The organism is Chryseobacterium sp., from assembly GCF_029240215.1.
Taxonomy (GTDB): Bacteria; Bacteroidota; Bacteroidia; order Flavobacteriales; family Weeksellaceae; genus Chryseobacterium.
The window spans coordinates 419,478-440,015 of the sequence record NZ_JARBTK010000002.1; the positions used below are offsets into that span (position 1 = coordinate 419,478).

The 20,538-nt window shown below is 35.0% G+C and carries 18 protein-coding genes; 11 read left to right on the forward strand and 7 right to left on the reverse strand.

Annotated elements, in window-relative coordinates:
- Positions 1-156: 156 nt before the first annotated feature.
- Both hemC and hemA read right to left on the reverse strand, forming a co-directional pair.
- Positions 157-1,065: a hydroxymethylbilane synthase gene (gene hemC / locus K0R77_RS05985; RefSeq protein ID WP_300349827.1), complete on the reverse strand. Its 909-nt coding sequence runs from the start codon at positions 1,063-1,065 to the stop codon at positions 157-159.
- Positions 1,052-2,326, reverse strand: coding sequence for a glutamyl-tRNA reductase (gene hemA, locus K0R77_RS05990; RefSeq protein WP_300349830.1), 1,275 nt, complete (start codon positions 2,324-2,326; stop codon positions 1,052-1,054). The genes hemC and hemA overlap by 14 nt, the downstream gene beginning before the upstream one ends.
- A gap of 227 nt (positions 2,327-2,553) precedes the next feature.
- Between hemA and K0R77_RS05995 the strand changes: the two genes are divergently transcribed.
- The 6 genes from K0R77_RS05995 (at position 2,554) to K0R77_RS06020 (ending at position 8,902) form a co-directional block, all read left to right on the forward strand.
- Positions 2,554-3,579: a rod shape-determining protein gene (locus tag K0R77_RS05995; protein WP_050378070.1), complete on the forward strand. Its 1,026-nt coding sequence runs from the start codon at positions 2,554-2,556 to the stop codon at positions 3,577-3,579.
- Positions 3,580-3,606: 27 nt separating this feature from the next.
- Positions 3,607-4,461 carry a rod shape-determining protein MreC gene (mreC, locus tag K0R77_RS06000; RefSeq protein ID WP_300349835.1) on the forward strand — a complete coding sequence of 285 codons (855 nt, stop codon included), beginning with the start codon at positions 3,607-3,609 and terminating at the stop codon, positions 4,459-4,461.
- Positions 4,454-4,960 carry a rod shape-determining protein MreD gene (locus tag K0R77_RS06005; protein ID WP_263003126.1) on the forward strand — a complete coding sequence of 169 codons (507 nt, stop codon included), beginning with the start codon at positions 4,454-4,456 and terminating at the stop codon, positions 4,958-4,960. Before mreC ends, K0R77_RS06005 begins: the two co-directional genes overlap by 8 nt.
- Positions 4,957-6,984: a penicillin-binding protein 2 gene (locus K0R77_RS06010; protein ID WP_300349840.1), complete on the forward strand. Its 2,028-nt coding sequence runs from the start codon at positions 4,957-4,959 to the stop codon at positions 6,982-6,984. Before K0R77_RS06005 ends, K0R77_RS06010 begins: the two co-directional genes overlap by 4 nt.
- The gene (gene rodA, locus K0R77_RS06015; RefSeq protein ID WP_300349843.1) at positions 6,981-8,210 is read left to right on the forward strand and encodes a rod shape-determining protein RodA; all 1,230 of its coding nucleotides are present in this window, start codon (positions 6,981-6,983) and stop codon (positions 8,208-8,210) included. The genes K0R77_RS06010 and rodA overlap by 4 nt, the downstream gene beginning before the upstream one ends.
- A 110-nt stretch (positions 8,211-8,320) precedes the next feature.
- The gene (locus tag K0R77_RS06020; RefSeq protein ID WP_300349846.1) at positions 8,321-8,902 is read left to right on the forward strand and encodes a pentapeptide repeat-containing protein; all 582 of its coding nucleotides are present in this window, start codon (positions 8,321-8,323) and stop codon (positions 8,900-8,902) included.
- A 193-nt stretch (positions 8,903-9,095) separates the two neighbouring features.
- Here K0R77_RS06020 and K0R77_RS06025 read toward each other — a convergent pair whose 3' ends face one another.
- Positions 9,096-9,785 (reverse strand): NlpC/P60 family protein, encoded by a 690-nt coding sequence (locus K0R77_RS06025; RefSeq protein WP_300349848.1) that lies wholly within the window; start codon positions 9,783-9,785, stop codon positions 9,096-9,098.
- Positions 9,786-10,125: 340 nt separating this feature from the next.
- Entirely contained in the window at positions 10,126-12,321 is a 2,196-nt protein-coding gene (locus K0R77_RS06030; protein ID WP_300349851.1) for a glutamine synthetase III, read from the reverse strand.
- Positions 12,322-12,881: 560 nt separating this feature from the next.
- On the opposite strand from K0R77_RS06030, the gene K0R77_RS06035 reads away from it, so the two are divergent.
- Together K0R77_RS06035 and K0R77_RS06040 are read left to right on the forward strand one after the other, a co-directional pair.
- Positions 12,882-14,570: a hypothetical protein gene (locus K0R77_RS06035; protein ID WP_300349854.1), complete on the forward strand. Its 1,689-nt coding sequence runs from the start codon at positions 12,882-12,884 to the stop codon at positions 14,568-14,570.
- Positions 14,571-14,764: 194 nt separating this feature from the next.
- Complete coding sequence (locus K0R77_RS06040) at positions 14,765-15,241, forward strand: DinB family protein (protein WP_300349857.1); 477 nt, start codon at positions 14,765-14,767, stop codon at positions 15,239-15,241.
- A 14-nt stretch (positions 15,242-15,255) separates the two neighbouring features.
- Here the strand turns inward: K0R77_RS06040 and K0R77_RS06045 are convergent, their stop codons facing one another.
- Positions 15,256-15,900 carry a GldM family protein gene (locus K0R77_RS06045; protein ID WP_300349860.1) on the reverse strand — a complete coding sequence of 215 codons (645 nt, stop codon included), beginning with the start codon at positions 15,898-15,900 and terminating at the stop codon, positions 15,256-15,258.
- A gap of 105 nt (positions 15,901-16,005) precedes the next feature.
- Between K0R77_RS06045 and K0R77_RS06050 the strand changes: the two genes are divergently transcribed.
- Together K0R77_RS06050 and K0R77_RS06055 are read left to right on the forward strand one after the other, a co-directional pair.
- A complete protein-coding gene (locus K0R77_RS06050) occupies positions 16,006-17,847 on the forward strand; it encodes a M1 family metallopeptidase (protein ID WP_300349863.1) in 1,842 nt (613 codons plus the stop codon).
- A gap of 165 nt (positions 17,848-18,012) precedes the next feature.
- Positions 18,013-18,432: a hypothetical protein gene (locus K0R77_RS06055; protein ID WP_300349865.1), complete on the forward strand. Its 420-nt coding sequence runs from the start codon at positions 18,013-18,015 to the stop codon at positions 18,430-18,432.
- A gap of 54 nt (positions 18,433-18,486) precedes the next feature.
- Here the strand turns inward: K0R77_RS06055 and K0R77_RS06060 are convergent, their stop codons facing one another.
- A complete protein-coding gene (locus tag K0R77_RS06060) occupies positions 18,487-19,320 on the reverse strand; it encodes a M23 family metallopeptidase (protein WP_300349867.1) in 834 nt (277 codons plus the stop codon).
- 109 nt (positions 19,321-19,429) lie between these two features.
- Here K0R77_RS06060 and K0R77_RS06065 point away from each other — a divergent pair, with 109 nt between their 5' ends.
- Positions 19,430-20,188, forward strand: coding sequence for a type III pantothenate kinase (locus K0R77_RS06065; protein ID WP_300349870.1), 759 nt, complete (start codon positions 19,430-19,432; stop codon positions 20,186-20,188).
- 36 nt (positions 20,189-20,224) lie between these two features.
- Here the strand turns inward: K0R77_RS06065 and K0R77_RS06070 are convergent, their stop codons facing one another.
- Positions 20,225-20,404: a hypothetical protein gene (locus K0R77_RS06070; RefSeq protein WP_300349872.1), complete on the reverse strand. Its 180-nt coding sequence runs from the start codon at positions 20,402-20,404 to the stop codon at positions 20,225-20,227.
- Positions 20,405-20,538 lie beyond the last annotated feature (134 nt).

Below are 20,538 nucleotides of genomic sequence, written 5' to 3' on the forward strand. Positions count from 1 at the left end.
TCAAAAATTTAATTTAAACATTAAGAATCTTTATACATAAAGAAATGTTAAGATTCAGATAAATCTGAATTCAGCGGTGTGCTAAATAAATTTCTTTAGAAATTCACTTAAATTATCTTTAAAACTTATAATCTTAATGGTAAAAATATTTAAAATTTACAGCTGACTTTTAATTTCAGCCATCAATTCTCTTCCACCATTTTCTAATACAATGTTTGCAAATTTCTCTCCGAAATTTTCTTCTTCATTATATTCAAAACTTTCGTCGATACCGATATAGTTTTTCCCGTCAAGCGAACAAAGCGCTCCTTTGAAACGGATCTGGTTTTCGATTTTTTCCGCAAATGCGCCAATCGGAGCCGTACAACCTCCTTCCAATGTGCTCAGGAAATTTCTTTCCATTTCTACGCAGATTTGGGTTTGCTTATGGTTGATTGATTTTAAAATTTCGTTGATTTCCGGTTTTTCAGAATGTCCGGCAATGGCGATTACACCTTGCGAAGCAGCAGGAATCATGACGGGAAGCATCTCGTAATTGATGTCCATATTCATCCTTTTAATTCCGGCCAAAGATAAAATGGTTGCATCGAAGTCTTGTTCTTCCAGTTTTTTTAATCTCGTCTGAATATTTCCACGGATGTCAAAAAATTCTGTATTCGGATAATGTTTTAACCAAAAAGCTCGTCTTCTCAAACTGCTGGTTGCCAATTTTAGTTCATGAAATTCTTTATCCTTCGCAGATTCTCTTCTGATCAGAACGTCTTGCGGGAAATCTCTTTCAAGATGAGCGATCAGTTCGATGTTCTGAGGAAGTTGAGTTGGTACGTCTTTCAAAGAGTGTACGGCAATATCAATTTCGTCATTTAATAAAGCGATATCCAGATCTCGCGTAAAAACACCCGTAATTCCTAAAGAATAAAGTGGTTGATTGAGATTTTTGTCTCCCGAAGAAACAATTGGTGTAATCTCTGTGAGATAATTATTGTTTTGTAAATGCCTTGCTACTTCTCTGGCTTGCCAAAGTGCGAGTGCCGAGTTTCTTGTTCCTATTCTAATGCTTTTCATTGAATTCGTTATTGGGTTGTTCAACTAATATTTCGTGCATTAATTTACTAATTTCTTCGGCTTTTAGAGGATTATCGATGATATATTTTGCAAAACGGTTGGTGATTTTCTGAATCATTTTCTCAGAAAGCTCCATGTCTGTGATGTTTATGTATTTATTTTTTCTATAAAAATTGTGCATTTCATTGCGTTCCATATTCTTTAGAACTGCTTTGAAGTGATGAATATTCGGTGCCAGTTTTCTCTTTTTTTCCCACTCAAGGAAGTCTTTGGTCATTTCCTTGATGATTTTTTCAGCTTTCGGGATTTCTTTTTCTCTCTGCTGAATGGTTTCCTGGATTTGTTTAGAAAGTTCATCAACATCGATCAGATGTACGTGACCGAGTTCAGAAACATTTTTGTCAACATTATGCGGAATCGAAAGATCAATCACCAGAGTTTCTCTTCCGTTCTGAAAATGTGATTGGTCTACAATCGGTTTTTTTGCTCCGGTCGCTACAATAAGAATGTCAGTTTTTTCCAGTTCTTTTTCAAAATCGGAATACTCGATGTGTGGAATTTTATATTTCTCAGAAATTTTCTCTGCGGTTTCCTGAGTTCGGTTGGCAATTTTTATTTGAGGCTGATAAATGTGTTTTACTAAATTTTCAACAGTGTTCTGTCCGATTTCCCCGACTCCCAAAAGTAAAATGTTTTTCTCGGTAAGTCTTTTCTGATTGTTGAGAATATAATGAACTGCCGCATAAGAAACTGAAGCCGCTCCGTTGGAAATTCCGGTTTCGTTTTTTATTCTTTTCGAAATCTGAATTGCAGAATTTATAGAGCGTTCCAGATAAGGATTGGAGTTTTGTCTCTCTTTTTTGAATCTTGCGTATGCTTTTTTAATCTGCCCGATAATTTCAAAATCACCGATGATCTGACTTTCCAGACCTGCAGCTACCCGGAATAAATGTTGAAGCGCTTCTTCTTTTGTTAGAATATTGGCAAACGGCAAAAAATCTGACAGGTTTACACCGATTGTTTTGCAGTACTCTTCTGCCACCAAAAGGTAATTGCTGGAAGTAGTATAAATTTCAGTTCTGTTACAGGTAGAAACTACAAAAGCATCTCCCAAATCTTCATTGTGAATTCGGGTGACAAAATTTTTGATATTTTCATCAAAGAATGCAAATTTCCCCCTCGTTTCTACATCAGCCTTCTCAAAGCTTACAGAAAGTACAGCGAAATTTGACGTCTGATGTATGTTGGAATACTGTATCATAAGCAATCGCAAAAATACGATATTTTTAATTAAGCATCCTCAGATAATGTATATGATAATTATCGTAAAAAGCTATGAATTAATGCCTGGAAATTGTGAATATTTCACAATCAAAAAGTTAAACGTATTTTTAAAATTTAATAAAATTTTAACCAAATTATATTTACTATGGTATTCATTAGTAGTCTTAAATTTATATCTTTGTAAACTTAAATCAAGGAGAAATTATGAGTTTATTCGATATGTTTACGCAAGAGATTGCGATAGACCTTGGAACCGCCAACACGCTTATTATCCATAATAATAAAATTGTTATAGACCAGCCTTCAATTGTTGCAATTGAGCGTTCTACGGGTAGGCCGATTGCTGTGGGAGAACAGGCAAAACATATGCAGGGTAAAACCCATGAAGACATAAAAACCATCCGCCCGCTGAAAGACGGAGTTATCGCAGACTTCCATGCTTCAGAGCACATGATCAAAGAATTTATCAAGAAAATTCCCGGGATCAAAGGCAGATTTATTCAGCCTGCTTTAAGAATTGTAATCTGTATTCCTTCCGGAATCACTGAAGTTGAAAAAAGAGCGGTAAGAGATTCTGCTCAGAAAGTAAATGCAAAAGAAGTACGATTGATTTATGAGCCAATGGCTGCTGCAATAGGAGTAGGTATTGATGTGCAAAAACCTGAAGGTAACATGATCATCGACATAGGTGGTGGTACTACGGAAATTGCTGTTGTTGCTTTAGGGGGTATTGTTTGTGACAAGTCTGTGAAAATTGCAGGTGATGTATTTACAAACGATATCGCATATTTCTTAAGAACACACCATAATCTTTACATTGGTGAAAGAACTGCTGAAAGAGTGAAAATTGAAGTTGGTTCTGCAGTTGAAGATCTTGATGTTGATATTGATGATATTCCGGTACAAGGTAGAGATCTTATTACGGGTAAGCCAAAAGAAATTATGGTTGGCTACAAAGAAATTGCTCGTGCTCTTGATAAATCGATCATCAGAATTGAAGATTCTGTAATGGAAACTCTTTCTCTTACACCTCCGGAATTGGCTGCCGATATTTACAAAACCGGCATTTATCTTGCTGGTGGTGGTGCTTTGTTAAGAGGTCTTGCAGACAGACTGCATAAGAAAACAGGTCTTCCTGTATTTGTGGCAGAAGATCCTTTGAGAGCTGTTGTAAGAGGAACGGGTATCGCACTTAAGAATATGGATAAATTCAATTTCTTAATTAAATAATTTTTAACTTTTTACGACTTTATCTGAATGGGATTTTTGCTGAGATTATTTTCTAAGAATGCGCTTTTTGTATTCTTTATTTTCCTGCAAATTATTGCTCTTGTTCTGATATTCTCTAAAAACGCAATGCAACAATCTTGGCTTGCGGGGCAAACTGCTGCATTTAATTCTTGGGTTTCCGGACATATTGATGAAGGGGTTACTTATTTTAAACTTAAACAAGTTAATGAAGACCTTGTTGCCCAAAACAAAGCTTTAATGCTCGAGCTATACGGTAAGCAAGGAGCTAAAAACCCTATATTCAGAAAAGTGCACGATACTTTGGGAGGCGGACAAATCTATACGTTCGTAGACGGTGAAATTGTTTTCAACAGCATCAACCGAAGAAATAATTACTTCACAATCAACCGTGGAAAACGAGACGGAGTTTTTCCTCAGATGGGCGTTATGGCTCCGAAAGGAATTGCCGGAATCGTGATCAATTCTACAGACAGTTATGCATTGGTACAATCTGTTCTGAGTGTCAATAAAATCAGAATCAATGCTGCTCTGAAAAAATCAGGCTATTTTGGTACTTTAACCTGGAGAGGTGACAACTCACGGGTGATGCACTTGGCAGATGTTCCTAAATATGTTTCTTTGAAAATTGGCGATACCATTATAACCGACGGAAAATCAGCTATTTTCCCAAAAGGTGTTATGATTGGAACGGTTGCAGGATATTCGGTTGATAGTCAAACGGGTTTCTGGGATATTTCTGTAGAACTAAGTGAAAAAATGGGTGCTTTAAATAAAGTTTTTGTTGTTAAAAACCTGAAGAAAGCTGAGGTTCAGAAAATAAGCGATACGATGCAAGCTGTAATAAAAAAAGAAAATGATTAGCAGGACGTTATTTACAGATCTTTTGATCATGATTTTTCTGGTTGCATTACAGATTTTTGTTTTGAACAGAATTACACTGTTCGGAAAATATACCCCAGTCTTGTACCCGGTTTTTGTGATGTTTTATCCTTTTTTTAGAAATAAATTTCAATTTCTGGCTTTAAGTTTTTTAATAGGTTTGTCTATCGATGCTTTCCTTTATTCGTGGGGAATCAATGCTTTGGCAACAACTGTAATTGCCTATTTTAGAACTTTAATATTCAGAACTTCTACAGATACTTCTACAGATTTCTTTTCATTTCAGTCACTGCAGTGGACTCAGTTTTTGCTGTTCCTATTCTCAAGCATATTTTTACATCAGCTTTTGGTACAGTATATCGAGTTTTTCAAATTCAGCAGAATTTTTGAAATCTTGCTTAATGTGTTGGTAACTAGTGTAATTTCTTTTATATTTATCATTGTTTACGCATTAATATTTAAAATCAAACAGAAAGTTTGAACACACGCCATATAAAAATTTTATCTGTACTTATTATTCTTGCTATCATTTTCGTGGCAAGACTTTCTTATTTACAGTTGTTTACAGACCGATATGCATTAAATGCAGCCAATACTTCTATTAAAACGGAATATGTAATTCCTCAACGTGGAGTTATTTTTGACCGTAATGGCAAAATCATGGTAGGAAACCAGCCTGCTTATGAAATTTCTTTCACACAGGCATTGATGAAACCTGATTTTGATACGTTGGGTTTCTGTAATTTAATGAAAATCGAAAAGAGAGATTTTATCAAAAGAATCAATCTTATAAAAAAAGAAAAATATTATTCTAAGCTGACTCCGATGACTTTCATCAAGGATCTGAGCAGGGAAGAAATTGCAAGAGTTCAGGAAATTATATTTAAATATCCTGCATTCAGTATTGTTCAGCGTCCTCAAAGACAGTACGAAGTTTCCACTTCTGGGAATCTTTTGGGTTACACAAGTGAAGTCAACGACAGGGAAATTAAAAAAGATTCTACCTATTATCTTCCGGGTGACCTCATCGGAAAAGCGGGAATTGAAAAATCGTACGAAAAAGAGCTTCGTGGTGTTAAAGGAATTAAATATATTCAGAAAGATATTAAGCTTCGGAATGTTGGCCCATACAAAAATGGAACATTAGACCGTGATGTTATCACAGGAAAAGATATTACTTTAACCATTGATTACGACCTTCAACGAATTGCTGAGGAAATGCTTGTCAACAAACATGGAGCTATTGTTGCCATCGATCCTAATAACGGGGAGGTTTTGGTAGCAGCTACCGGACCGGATATTGATCCCAATCTTTTCACAGGACCCAATAAATCTAAAAATTTATACGCACTTTCAAAAGATACGATTTACGAAAACAAACCTACGTTTGACCGATCTTTACAGGCGGGTTATCCACCGGGTTCTACATTCAAGTTGTTAACAGCTTTGGCGGCAATGCAAATGGGTGTGATGGACGAAAACACCATTTTCCCATGTGGCGGTGGTTTTTATTACAAAGGAAAAAGAATTAAGGGTCATGGTGGAGCAGATCCATTGATTCCGTCTATTCAGGTTTCAAGTAACTGTTTTTTCACTTATGCATTTATTGCGATCATTAAAAAATATCCCGGAAATCCATCAAAAGGCGTTGATGAATGGAAAAAGATCATGAGCAGTTTTGGAGTTGGAGAATTCTTAAATAATGATTTTGCTGTTGGTGCAAAAGGGAGAATTCCTTCCGGTGATTTTTACGAAAAAAGATTTAAAGCAATCATTAAAGCAAACGGTTCTAAGAAAGACAATTATAAAAACTGGGACGAAATGTCAACCGGGGCTATCTATAACGGAATGGGACAGGGTGACGTTTTAGTAACGCCGATACAGTTGGCAAATTATGTAAGCGCAATTGCCAATAGAGGATGGTATTATACTCCTCATATCGTAAAGTCAATTGACGGAAGACCAAATCCTGATCCGAGATTTAAGGTTAAACATCAAACTTTGGTTGATGCAAAACATTTTGGACCAGTTCTAAAAGGAATGGAAGCTGTAGTTTTGAGAGGAACAGCAAGAGGTCTGATGTCTAAAGATTTCACTCAATTGGCAAAAACAGGAACAGCACAGGTTCCGCAGGGAAAAGATAACTCTATTTTTGTTTTAATTGCTCCTGCCGATAAACCCAAAATCGTTGTCGTTGCTGTAATGGAACATGCAGGATTTGGTGCGACTTGGGCAGGTCCGGCTTGTACGGTGATTGCTGAGAAATATATTACCGGAGACCTTAAAAGAGAACATCTTTACAAAAAGATGATCACCTCGAGCTTTATGCCCGAATATAAGAGACAATGGATTGCCGATCTCAAAAGAAAAGGACTTTATAAAGAGCCAAAACCAGATTCTATCAAACTTAAAAGAATACAAGACAGCTTAAATCTTATTAAAAAGGCAAAAGAAAAATTAGAAGCTAAGAAGAAAGTTGAACCTAAAAAACCTGTGAAACAATGAAGTGGACAGAAGGAATAGACAAATTGGGTCTTGGACTGTATTTTTTGCTCTGCATTTTTGCGATTGCCAACATTTACAGTGTTGATGAAGGATTAGGTAAGAAACAATTGATATTTTTCGGTATTTCTTTATTTGTTGGATTGATTATATTTTTCAGCCGAAGTAAGTTTTTCGAAAATATGTCTGCTATCATTTATATTGGTGGTGTTCTTTTATTAATCGGACTTTTTCCTTTTGGAAAAGAAATTTTAGGTCAAAAAAACTGGTACAAATTCGGGAGTTTTACCATGCAGCCTGTAGAATTTGCAAAAATTGGTGTGGCATTAATGCTTGCCAATTACGTTTCCGGTCCAGAATATAATTTAAAAAACAGAAAATCACTTTTAACAACTCTTGCGATTGTAGGAATTCCTGCTGTGGTAGTTTTGGCAATTCCCGATGTTGGGTCTTTATTGGTTTTTACTGCGTTTTTTATTGCGCTATATCGCGAAGGTTTAAGCGGATTGCTATTTGGTATTGGATTTCTATTTGCTTCCGTATTTTTAGTTTCGTTGGCTGTTAATCCTATTTATGTAGTCATTGCAATCGTTTTGATCGCTGGAGCTCTTATATTTTTGAATTACTATAAAATGAGCTGGGATATTATTACGATTTCTAGTATTGCGGGCTCTATTATACTTTTGTGCGGATTGGCATTTGCAACTCCTTACGTTTTAGAAAAAATGCCAAAACACCAGAGAGAAAGAATAGAGGTCTTATACAAAGGCGAGAAAGCTTTCAGGGATACTTCGGGTTATAATTTATTATATTCAAAAACAGCCATCGGTTCCGGTGGAATGTGGGGGAAAGGTTATCGTCAAGGTTCCGTTACTCAAGGAAAATTTGTACCTGAACAGGAAACTGATTATATTTTTTGTACAGTAGGTGAAGAATGGGGCTTTGTTGGAAGTGCTGTTTTGGTATTGTGTTACATGATTTTCATTGGAAGAATCTATTATCTTGCCGAACAGCAGAAATCAACGTTTAACAGGGTTTTCGGATATTCTTTTGCTTCGATCTTGTTGATGCACTTTTCCATCAATTTAGGAATGGTTATGGGCTTGTTTCCCACGGTTGGAATTCCTTTGCCATACTTCAGTTACGGAGGAAGCTCATTGCTTGCCTTTTCTATGATGACTTTTATTTTCTTTAAACTCAATTACGCAGACAAAAACAGTTTAGTGTAGAGGAAGTTTATAATCATGCTTCAAATTTCCCAAAAATGAGTCTGAGCAATCTGCTAAATCAGCAAGATAAAATTTCTAATATCTTTCCTTAAATAAAATCGTAAAAGTTGATGAATGAAGCTTACGTCTTAGATCAAAATTACAATCAATTAAATTTTGCTGAATCACCTTTAGAAATGGGCGAATACGAAAACTGCACATTTCAAAACTGTAATTTTGAATATACTGATCTTTCTCAGTTTAAATTTACCGATTGCGAATTCAGCGACTGTAATTTAAGTATGACCAAACTAATAGGAACTGCTTTTCGCGATGTTATTTTTAAAGACTGCAAAATGTTCGGGATGCATTTCGACGATTGCAACGAGTTTGGAATGTCTTTCAGATTTGAAGGATGCGCTTTGAATAATTCTGTTTTTTATAAAACGACCATCAAAAGAACATTATTTAAAAACTGTAAACTGATTGAAGTCGATTTTGATGAATGTGATTTGACCAATTCTGTATTTTCACACTGCGATTTCAGCGGAGCTATATTCGAAAGAACAAACCTAGAAAAGGCAGATCTAAGAACATCATTCAATTATATTATCAATCCTGAATCTAACAGGCTAAAGAAGACCAAATTTTCACTTTCAGAAATTCATGGGCTCTTACGTCGCTTTGATATAGAAATTGATAAGAATAGCTGATTTTAATAAAGTTTTGGAAAATTATTTTTTAAAAGTTTAAATGTAAAGTTTGTCATTCCGCAGGAACTTACTTTTTATAATATTTGTTGAATGACAAAGACGATGTGTAATTTTTATAATTGAATTTGAATTAAACCAAAAATAAAAGCCATCAAATTTTGATGGCTTCATTTATATAAATCAATTATTTAAACTAAAAATTAGTAGAGGCTAAGTTGTTGTAGCTTTCTCCGTTCTCATTGATCACTCTTTTTGCAAACCTGTACTTTGGTCCCCAATAAGAATCATTCAGAGACGAGATCATTACTCCTTTTGAAGTGGCTGCGTGAATGAATTTTACTTCTCCTTCCTCAGTTACATCTTCTACAATTCCTACGTGGGAAATTCTTCTGCCGTGCGAAAAGAAAATCAAGTCACCTTTCTGAAGATTTTCTTTTTCAATAGTTTCTCCTTCCTGAGACTGAGATGCTGCAACTCTTGGTAAAGTAAGTCCTGCTGCGGCTCCGAAAACTGATAATACAAATGCTGAACAGTCGATTCCGTTTCTTGTTGTTCCTCCGTATCTGTAAGGAGTTCCTAAGTAAGTCTGAGCTTCTGTTAAGATATTATCAATGGTCTTATTGTGTTTGATCGCTTTTGCGATTTCAGAATTTTTTAAAGAATTTTTTGCGTTTGCGATGGCCACTGCTTTTTCAGAGATAAAAGAGTTGATTAGCAACTTTTTATCATTCTCCATCTTAGTATCTATTGCAGCTAGTTTGGCATCTGTTTTGTATTCTTTAGTGTAAGTTGCCGGTTTTGAAACTACGTAATTAGTAACGCATGATTGTAGTGATATTGTTGAAACAAAAGCAACTAAATAAAACAAAACTCTTTTCTTCATATTTTTTAATTTCCGGTTAAAAAAGAAATATTTATTTCTCTAAAGCCTTACAAAAGTAGATATTCCAGCCAAGACAGCCTCGATATGATTATTGTCATGTTCTTGTTTTAACAGATTTTAACATCTTGCTTAAGTATGTTAAAGAAAAACCTGCTGCTATGCGCCTGTTTTGGTGAATGTGCGGTTTTTTTTATTAAGATTTTTTAACATAATATATTCTCATTCCTTTATTAATCGAAGCTGTTCAAAATTGAGCTTGTAAAAATTAGCTGTTAAAAATGCATAAAAAAAGTTCCCTGAAAAACAGGGAACCATTCACTAATATGGAACTTTACAGATGTTATCTTGTAAATAACATTTCTCTATATTTCGTCATTGGCCAAAGCTCATCATCAACCATCATTTCAAGATCATCAGATGCCTCTCTGATTGGATCAAATAATGGAATTACGCTTGTGCAGTATACTTCTGCCTGCTTTTGGCTGTCAGACGTTGCTTTTGCAGCTTCTCGTGCTTTCATAAGATCTTCAACACCCAATTTAATTTTAGAAATGTTTCCGGAAATCTGAGTAATTAAACTCATCTGCTCTTTTGCAAGAGTTTTGAATTCTTTATCATCAAAAATTTCTTTAAGACCTCTTACGTTTTCAATCAGTCTGTTTTGGTAGTTTAGAGCAGAAGGAATAATGTGGTTTCTTGCAATATCACTCAATACTCTTGCTTCAATATCAATTACTGTTGAATATTTCTCTAATTTGATTTCGTTTCTTGCTTCAACTTCTCTGTGAGTGAAAATTCCCATCTCTTCATAAAGATTGACAAATTTCTCATCCATTTCCTGCTTAAGAGCTTCAGGAGTTGTTTTCAGGTTATTTAAACCTCTTTTTTCAGCTTCTACAGCCCAGTCATCAGAATATCCGTCACCTTCAAACATGATGTTTTTACATTGCTTGATGTATTCTCTCAATACGTTAAAGATTGCTTCGTCTTTCTTAAGACCTGTTTCAATTAAAGCATCAACTTCTTTTTTGAAGTCGCCTAATTGTTTTGCAGCAATTGTGTTCATTACAGTCATAGATTCTGCACAGTTTGCAGAAGATCCAACCGCTCTGATCTCAAATTTATTTCCTGTAAATGCAAACGGAGAAGTTCTGTTTCTGTCAGTGTTATCCAACAAAATTTCAGGAATTTTTCCAACAACATTTAGTTTTAGGTCTGTCTTTTCGTCCGGTGAAAGTTTTCCTTCCGTTACTTTTTCAAGCTCTTCCAAAACTCTGAACAATTGGCTTCCGATAAATACAGAAATAATTGCAGGTGGAGCTTCGTTGGCGCCCAATCTATGGTCGTTGCTTGCAGATGCGATACTTGCTCTTAAAAGGTCAGCATATTCATGAACCGCTTTGATTGTATTAACAAAGAAAGTTAAGAACTGTAAGTTTTTCTTAGGGTTTTTTCCTGGGCTTAAAAGATTTTCACCAGTGTCAGTCGCTAAAGACCAGTTGTTGTGCTTTCCGCTTCCGTTTACTCCTGCGAATGGTTTTTCGTGGAATAAAATGTGAAAATGGTGTCTGTGAGCAATTCTTGCCATAACATCCATCAACAATGAGTTGTGGTCAACGGCAACGTTTACTTCTTCAAACATCGGCGCAAGCTCAAACTGGTTTGGAGCTACCTCGTTGTGTCTTGTTGTTACAGGAATTCCCAATCTCATGCATTCAACTTCCAACTCTTTCATGAAATTCATTACTCTTGTAGGAATTGAACCGAAATAATGGTCGTCTAATTGTTGTCCTTTTGCAGGAGAATGTCCTAGTAAAGTTTTACCTGTTAAAACTAAATCTGGACGAGACTGATACAATGCTGAATCAACCAGAAAATATTCTTGCTCCCAACCTAAAGTAGGAGTTACTTTCGTTACATTTTTGTCGAAATACTGCATTACATTGGTTGCAGCTTCGTCTACAGCGTGCAAAGCTCTCAACAAAGGTGCTTTGTAATCTAAAGTTTCACCTGTGTAAGAGATGAAGATTGAAGGAATACATAAAGTAGTTCCCATGATAAATGCAGGAGAAGTAGGATCCCAAGCTGTATAACCTCTCGCTTCAAACGTGTTTCTGATTCCACCGTTCGGGAAAGAAGATGCATCCGGCTCTTGCTGGATCAGTAAGTTTCCGCTGAACCTTTCGATTGCTCTACCACCTTCGATAGGAGTAAAGAATGAATCGTGCTTTTCTGCAGTGCTTCCAGTCAATGGCTGAAACCAGTGCGTGTAGTGCGTAACGCCTTTGCTCATTGCCCAATCTTTCATCGCTACGGCTACCTGATCTGCAATCAGTCTTTGAATTTTACTTCCTTTTTTGATAGCATCCATAATAGATTGGAATGCTTCTTTTGTAAGGTATTCTCTCATTGTGTTCTCAGAGAATACGTTTTCACAAAATAATTCTGATAATTTAGCAGGAATTTCTACTGAATTATCTTTTCTAAAGTCCTTGAATGGTAAAGTTTCTAAAGCTTTAAATCTTAAAGTTGACATATAGTGTTGAATTTTTATGGGGCAAATTTACGAAAAAAATGAATTAAAAATATTTTTACCCTAAAATTTTAAGGGGTAATTTTAATTTTAAATAAATTTTAAACGATAGTTTGAGTTTTGAAAGGGGTGAAAAGCGTTTAATATCTAAAATTGAAGATTTAAAACTGTTGAGAATGCTTTGATCTATTAAGTCATTAAATATATGATACAATTTACAAATTTATCTATATACTTCTATATTATATTTATTTTCTTCTGTTATTCTGAATGAAGCCATATCGAGTAAAATAAAAAATATCCTATACCATCCAGTTTGTCATCCCGCAGGGATCTAGGCAAAGTTTTTTAGAATAGTATGGAAAGATTCGGGGTTTAGATCCCTACGGGATGACAAAGTTTATGGTGATTTCATCGTGTGAAATAATAGATTCTTTCTTCGTCAGAACGACAATAAAATTTAATTTAAGCGCAATCAAAAAACTATAATGTTAAACCGTTTGTTAAAAGATACTTAAAATAAGTTGAAAGGAGATTTTGTATATTTGCGTGAAATTTATTTTATGACAAATTCTAGAGCGAGAGAAACCACCGAGGCAATTGAAAGACTTTATATCTCTATGAGACACCTGTTTTACAGAGGATTTTTCAAGCCGGGAGGAGTTTCTGGAGAGAGCATCAGAAGCTTGTTGAAAATCATTAACCCGGAAATTTACGGTACCATGAATGTTCCAAGCAAATTGGAATTGAATGGTTTGATGTATGTTTTAGACAGACTTCCTGAAGGCATTGAGGAATGTGCTTTTATTCATTTGACTTCAGATGAGGGTTTTGATAAAGGAAGTTTCGAACCTATTGTTCCCAAAAAGAGAAGAAGAAACTGTTACAGAATCGACGAACATCAGATGAATATTGAAGTTCTTTTGGGACGTTCGGAAATCTATGATATTCTTACCCACTTAACCTTCTTATTTATAGAAGCAGATAAAATCAGAAATCTGGCTTTCATCCAAGATGAAAACTGGAAGCCGACACGCGCTTTCAAAATCATTGAAGAAGTGGTGAAAGGTGAAAAGAAATTCAGCAGAAAAGAAAAAGAAGTTGCATTGATTCATTTGTCTTCTTTAATAGGAAGAACTTTTGATGAAACTTTAAATGCTTACAATTCTTTCGGAGACGATGATAACCCGGATCGTCTATTCAAAATCATTTATAATCTCGGAAAAGCAAGTCTTGAAGATGCTAAACAAAGCAGAGAAAGAGAAATACATTTCAGTGCTATATTAAAGGAAAGAGTAGGGCATCATTATTTTGGTGAAAAATGGGCCAACAAGGTGAAAGAAGTTTTATTTGCAAACGATCTTCACATGCGTCCTCTTCACATTATTTCTGCCAATATGCATTCGGTGAAAAATATGTTGTATGCCAATGATGCACTGAAGAAAAAGCAAACGAAAGATGTAGATTATAAACTTTACCAGGAGATTTCAAATAAAAAAGATCTTCGTGATAAAGTTTTAAAATACGCTTTGGAAGAAGGTTTAATTTATATTGACGACAAAAGCGGAAGCAATATCGACGTTCAGATCATTGATTTAAGCAAAATTGACCTTAAAAATACACCATTTAGTGCAGCGAAGTTCAAAGGAGATGATGTAGTTCTGGTTTTTGATTATGCATTTGGTGAACAGGCTTTTGAAGTGATGGACGAATTATTGAGACCATTTGAGCAAAGAGGTGAAGTCTACATGATGAAGGTTAAATCTGTTTCCATAATGGGGAAAGCAGGTATTTTGAATGGTGGAAAAGGCGATATCATGATCCCGACTTCTCATATTTTTGAAGGAACTGCAGATAATTATCCTTTCGAAAATGCTTTAAAACTGGAGGATTTTAATGATGATGAATTACGAGCTTTTGAAGGAACAATGATTACCGTTTTGGGAACTTCACTTCAGAACAGGGATATTCTTTCTTATTTCATGAACACTTCTTGGAAAGCAATCGGGCTTGAAATGGAAGGAGCGCATTACCAAAAAGCAATTCAGGTGGCATCAAAAATCAGGCATCATATTGCACCGGATCTTTTTGTTTGTTATGCTTACTACGCTTCAGATAATCCTTTGGAAACAGGAAGTACGCTTTCTTCAGGAGGTTTGGGATTGACAGGAGTGAAGCCGACTTATCTGATTACTTTGAAAATTTTAGAAAAAATTTTTGACAGTGCTGCAAAAGTTGCTGAGAAAAAATAATCTTTAACTAGCTATAATTTATAAGCCTCAAGTGTTTTTGCATTTGAGGTTTTTTTATTTCTTAAACACGAATACCACTAATTTTATTTGTATTTAAATTGTGAAAACATTTGTGCGATTAGTGGTTTAAAATAAAATCTGCATCACCAGCAAAGGCGAAAATTATTATATTTAAATGATTAAAACTAAAAGAAATGAGTTCAGTATCACAATTAGCAAAAAGATTCAGAGAGGTTTTGCTTGACGGACTTTGGATCGCTAATACCAATTTTAAAGATCAGCTTAAAGACGTAACGTGGGAACAGGCAACAACAAAAATTGCTGATTTAAATACCATCGCAATGCTCACCTTTCATATTGATTATTACATCGCAGGAATTCTCAATGTTTTTGAAGGAGGTGATTTGGAAATTAAAGATAAATTCAGTTTTGATCTTCCGCCGATTGAATCTCAGAAGCAATGGGAAGAATTATTAAATAAACTTTGCAACGATTCTGATAAGTTCGCAAACTTATTAGAACAATTACCAGATTCTAAAATGGATGAAGTCTTTGTTGATGAAAAATACGGAACTTACCAAAGAAATATTGACGGAATGATAGAACATGCTTATTATCATTTGGGACAGATTACTTTGATTAAAAAATTGATTTTATTTGAACACAAATAGCACAAAATATATTTCTACTCAATGCAAACTATTAATTCCGCTACTTTTTTTAGGTCAACACTTTGTAATTCTGGGTTATAATTTAACTCGTCAATAATCATAATATCACCAGATTTCATATTGTAAATCTTTTCCTTAATTGATTTATTAAATTCATTTCCATAATTAACCATTGGTTCTTCATCATTAATTTTATAACGGAATTTCCCGACCTTTCCTAATTTCATAACAAATTGAGGAATGAAATATTCTATTTTAGAAGTGGAAAGTTCTTCTTTGGATAAAGTAATTTTTCCTGTTTTGTTGTTGATACTTGCGAAAGGTTTCCCAATATTTAAAATTCGAAAATCTCTTTTTTCAACTGTTTCCTTACCTTTAACAAAACTAATAATTTTGATTTGCAATGTATTGCCTGTAACAGGAATAATGGAATATTGATTTTCTTCCTCTTTATAAACGCCGGATCCACTTACCTTAATGCTATCCGATTTGGGAACATAAATTCTCAGATGATTTTTTATGCCTCTGTATACAATATTAAGCTCTTCATTTTCTACGATGGATTTATTGCTTGAATCATCTAATGACGAAATATGTTTTTTTGGTGTGCAACAAGCGCAGACGAAGAAAATAAGGATATAATGAATGAATTTTTTCAAAAGAATAATATATTGTTTTCACTCAAAGATATAAATTACCACAACCAAATCCCATTTCACCCTCTTTCAAAATTTACTTACCTTTAAAAAAAAATAAAATTTTCAATGAAAAAATCGTTTGCAATACTCTTTGCTTTGATCCTTTCACAATTTCATGCGCAGCAAAATGCTTATTATCAGCAGGCTGCCCAATATAAAATGGATATTGACGTCAATGCGGAAAAATTTACCTACGAAGGAAATCAAACCTTAAATTATTCCAACAACTCACCGGACGAACTCAATGTTGTATATTTTCATTTATACTGGAATGCCTTTAAACCTAACTCAATGATGGATCAGAGAGTTGCCGGACAAGGGAAAAATGGTGATTCAAGATTGCAGAAAGACGGAATTTCAAGATTGGCATCGATTCCGAAAGATGAAGAAGGTGCCCAAAATATTCACTGGATCAAACAAAATGGTAAAAAACTAAAGTTTGAAATTCAGGAAACGGTGATGAAGGTTTATTTAAATGAATCAATTAAGCCCAATTCAAAAACTACATTCACCATGGAGTGGGATGCCGTAATACCCCAGCAGATCAGACGTAGCGGAAGAAATAACAAAGAAGGTGTCGATATGACGATGACGCAATGGTATCCTAAAATTGCAGAATATGATTATGATGGTTGGGCAACTTTCGATTACGTGGGAAGAGAATTTCATGCGCCGTTTGCAGATTTTGACGTGACGATTAACATCAACAAAGATTATGTAATAGGAGCGGGCGGAACGCTTTTGAATCCTACAGAAGTCAAAGGTTATGATGCATCTGCAACTATTAAAGCCAATAAAAATAAAGTTACATGGCGATGGGCTGCCAAAAATATGCTTGATTTTGCGTGGGTGGCAGACAGAGATTACTCGGTAGAAAGTTTTGATGTTCCTCAAGGTCCGAAAGTGTTTTTCGTGTATCAGAAAAACGATAAAACTAAATTTTGGGGCGAAGCGCAACCTTACGTTACAAAGTATTTCCAGATTATGAATTCACGTTTCGGAAAATATGCATATCCTTCTTACGCCTTCATTCAAGGTGGTGACGGAGGAATGGAATACGGAATGTGTACGATGATTTTGGGTGAATCAAAAAACCTTGAAGATTTAATGGGACTGATGGTTCACGAAGGTTCTCACTCTTGGTATCAGCAAATGCTGGCAACTAACGAACCTCTTAGACCGTGGATGGATGAAGGTTTTACAAGCTATGCCGAAAGCATCGTGATGCATCAACTGTTTCCGCCAACCGATGAAAGACCAAATCCTTTTGTGGATAAAATAAATGCTTACAGAGGAATTGTACAAAAAGGAATCGAAGAGCCTGCAATCTGGCTCGGCGATCATCATGACAACGGAACGGCATACAGTTTTGCAAGTTATGTGAAAGGAGAGTTGTATTTAGTACAGTTGGGTTACATCGTTGGTGAGCAGAATTTAGAAAAAATAATGACCCAATATTTCAAAGAATGGAACATGAAACATCCTACCGACAGAGATTTCCTTCATATCGCACAGAAAGTTTCGGGGATGGATCTGAAGTGGTTTCATCACTATTGGATCAACACTACAAAAACCATTGATTACGGAATTAAAGATGTACAATACGGTGCAAAATCGACAACGATTACTTTGTTGAATAATGGTCAGGTTCCGATGCCTATTGATTTCAGTGTGATGACGACAGATAAGAAAATCATTACCTATCAAATCCCGATGAATATGACCCACACCTGGAAACAGGAAGACGGTTACGGTGATTTTACCACAGAAAAATATTGGCCTTGGACACAGAAAGAATATACATTGACGATTCCTTACACAAAATCTCAATTGTCATTGTTAGGAATAGATTTTAGCCAAAGAATGGCGGATGTAAATCCTGAGAACAATTTTGTTGAAGTGAAATAATTAGTTTAAATAAAAAAATCCCTTAAGAGTTTTTCTTTGGGGATTTTTGGCTTAGTGAAATTTAAATATCGTTCATTATAATCATATCTCTTTTAAATCTTCTGCGATGTCAGGTTTTAGAAGATTATGTATATTTGAACGTAACGACTGTACAAGATTAGAATAATGACATATAAATACTCCATATGTTTTCCTAATAAAGAGAAAATTGAATATAAAGACGAAGTAATATCTGCAAATGATGTACTTATTATCGCAAGAAATCATCCTTGGAGGGAACATTTAGTATTTACGGAAAACTCAGATATCAGTTCTATCTATTACAATCCATCATTGGATTTTACCTGTATAGAGAATGGAAAAAGTTTTGGTTTGACTGCTGATTTTAACAAGAATAAAGAGGTTGAATTTTCATTATGGTATAAAAGACCAAAAAAAATAAAAATTTTATTCGGTCTTTTAGGTGAAATTGAAAAAAAGATTGTAGATAACAAATGGGAATTTGATCTTGAAAGTTCCTTAAACTATCTTAGATATTTTGTTTCGGGAAATTATTTAATTCTTGAGGAATTATTTAAAAAGTAATAATATGCGCAACCTTATATTATTAATAGTCTTTATAGGTTTGTGAATAAAAATCTAATACGCCCTCGAATAAGATTTTTTCTCTTCCAAAAACTCTACTTTTTTTCCGTCTCCGGTTCTGAAAAGAGTTTTTACCGTAATTCTGTTTTTATCGGCAGTCGCACTCGGCAGATAGGTGACAAAATGCAGATGAGGTCCGTTGCTCCAGCCTGTGTTTCCGCTTAATGCAATGAGCTGACCTTTGGTGACGGTATCACCTACGGTTACTTTTGCGCCGTTCTGCTGCAAATGAAAATACTGCGCAATTGTACCGTCAGAATGCAATATAGAAATGTAGTTTCCAAAAGGAGCGCAGCTCACGGTAGGGCAATTTTTATTATTGCTTTGAAGAACGTCAATCACCAAGCCTTCTCTTGCAGCCAAGATTTCTGTTCCTTCAGGCATTGTAAAATCTAAAGAATTTTCGTTCTGGTGAGAAAACGTTCCGTTATAGCCCTGGTACATCAGAAAAGATTTCCCTTTCTGATATGGCAAGTCGTACTGGTAAGTAGTGTCGTATTTTTTTATGATAATATCACCGATGTCTATCAAATATCCCGGCATTTTTTTGATGCCCCATCTCTTTTTCTTATCATTTACCACAAAATAGGTAACCTTATTCCTTTTTGATTTTGCAGGCAGCACCTGGGTTGTTTTAAAGAGTTCAGGCTTCTTCATGTTCTCAAGTTCGGGCTGGCTTGCAAAGACGATCGATGTGGGATAGATTTCAAGATTGTCTACATAATAAGCAATGGTATCCTGCTTTTGCTCATAATACATTTTCACGTTTTTCTGAGCAAATACGATGGTAAGCTGAGTGATGAAAAGTAGAATTAAAATTTTTTTCATAGGTGTTTTAAGCTTAATAAAATGTTTTTGCAATGATAAACCATTTTTGCAAATATTAAAAGGCTCTTGTTTATGAAAATTGTTAAATTTACCCCCGAAAAGCTATTCAATGAATTCTATCGTAATCAATGTTGGAAACAGCAATATCAGATTTGGTCTTTTTGATGATGACAACTGTGATATCTCATGGGTAATCAATACTAAACCTTACAGAACTGCAGACGAGCTGCATGGTCAGATGCTGATCTTGTATCAAACCTATAAAGTTGATCCTAAAAAGATTACAAAAATCATCATAGGTTCTGTAGTCCCTCAACTGACAAGGGAAATCACTTCTGCCATAAGAAAAATTCATGGGATCGTTCCTGTAATGGTAGACCGCAACACGCCTTCGGAAGTACAGGCAAAATCTAAACAGATGGGAACAGATATTTACGCCAACCTTGTTGCAGCACATAATCTATATCCCGGAAAAAAGAAAATTGTACTTGATTTCGGGACGGCACTCACGGCAAGCTGTGTCGCCGAAAACGGTGAAACATTAGGTGTAATCATCGCTCCCGGAATCGTGACTTCTTTAAATTCTCTGATCAGTCAGACCGCTCAACTTCCAGAAATTGAACTGGTAAAACCAAAAACGGTATTAGGATTAGATACCATTACCTGTATGCAAAGCGGAATGGTTTATGGTTTTCTTGGTATGGTAGAAGGATTTATCGACCGTATCAATGATGAGGTGAATGATGATTGTTTTGTCATTGCAACCGGTGGGGTTTCTCATGTGTACAAACCGCTGACGGATAAAATACACATTGCAGACAGACTACATACTTTGAAAGGTTTGTATTTTCTAGGGAAAGATATATAAAAAGAAAACAGCCTTGAGAGGCTGTTTTTTTGTTTTTTAAAGACCACCGCAAGCATCACATTCTACTAACGGATAAACCCATGTGCCATTTTCATCCTGGAAAGGCATATTTCTGCATCCTATTTTTCTTACTCCGTTTTGATCGATGTAGAAACATTGATCAGGACGAATTCCCCCGTTAATTTTTGCGGTTTCTTTTCTTGTTAATTTTCTCATAGATGTACATATTTTGTTGTAATCAAATATATAAAATAATTCAACATGAAATGAATAAATAATAAATATTAACATTTAAGATTGAAAAAAAACAGGCGTATAGTATATTTTAATAGTGTATTTAGGACTTTGTA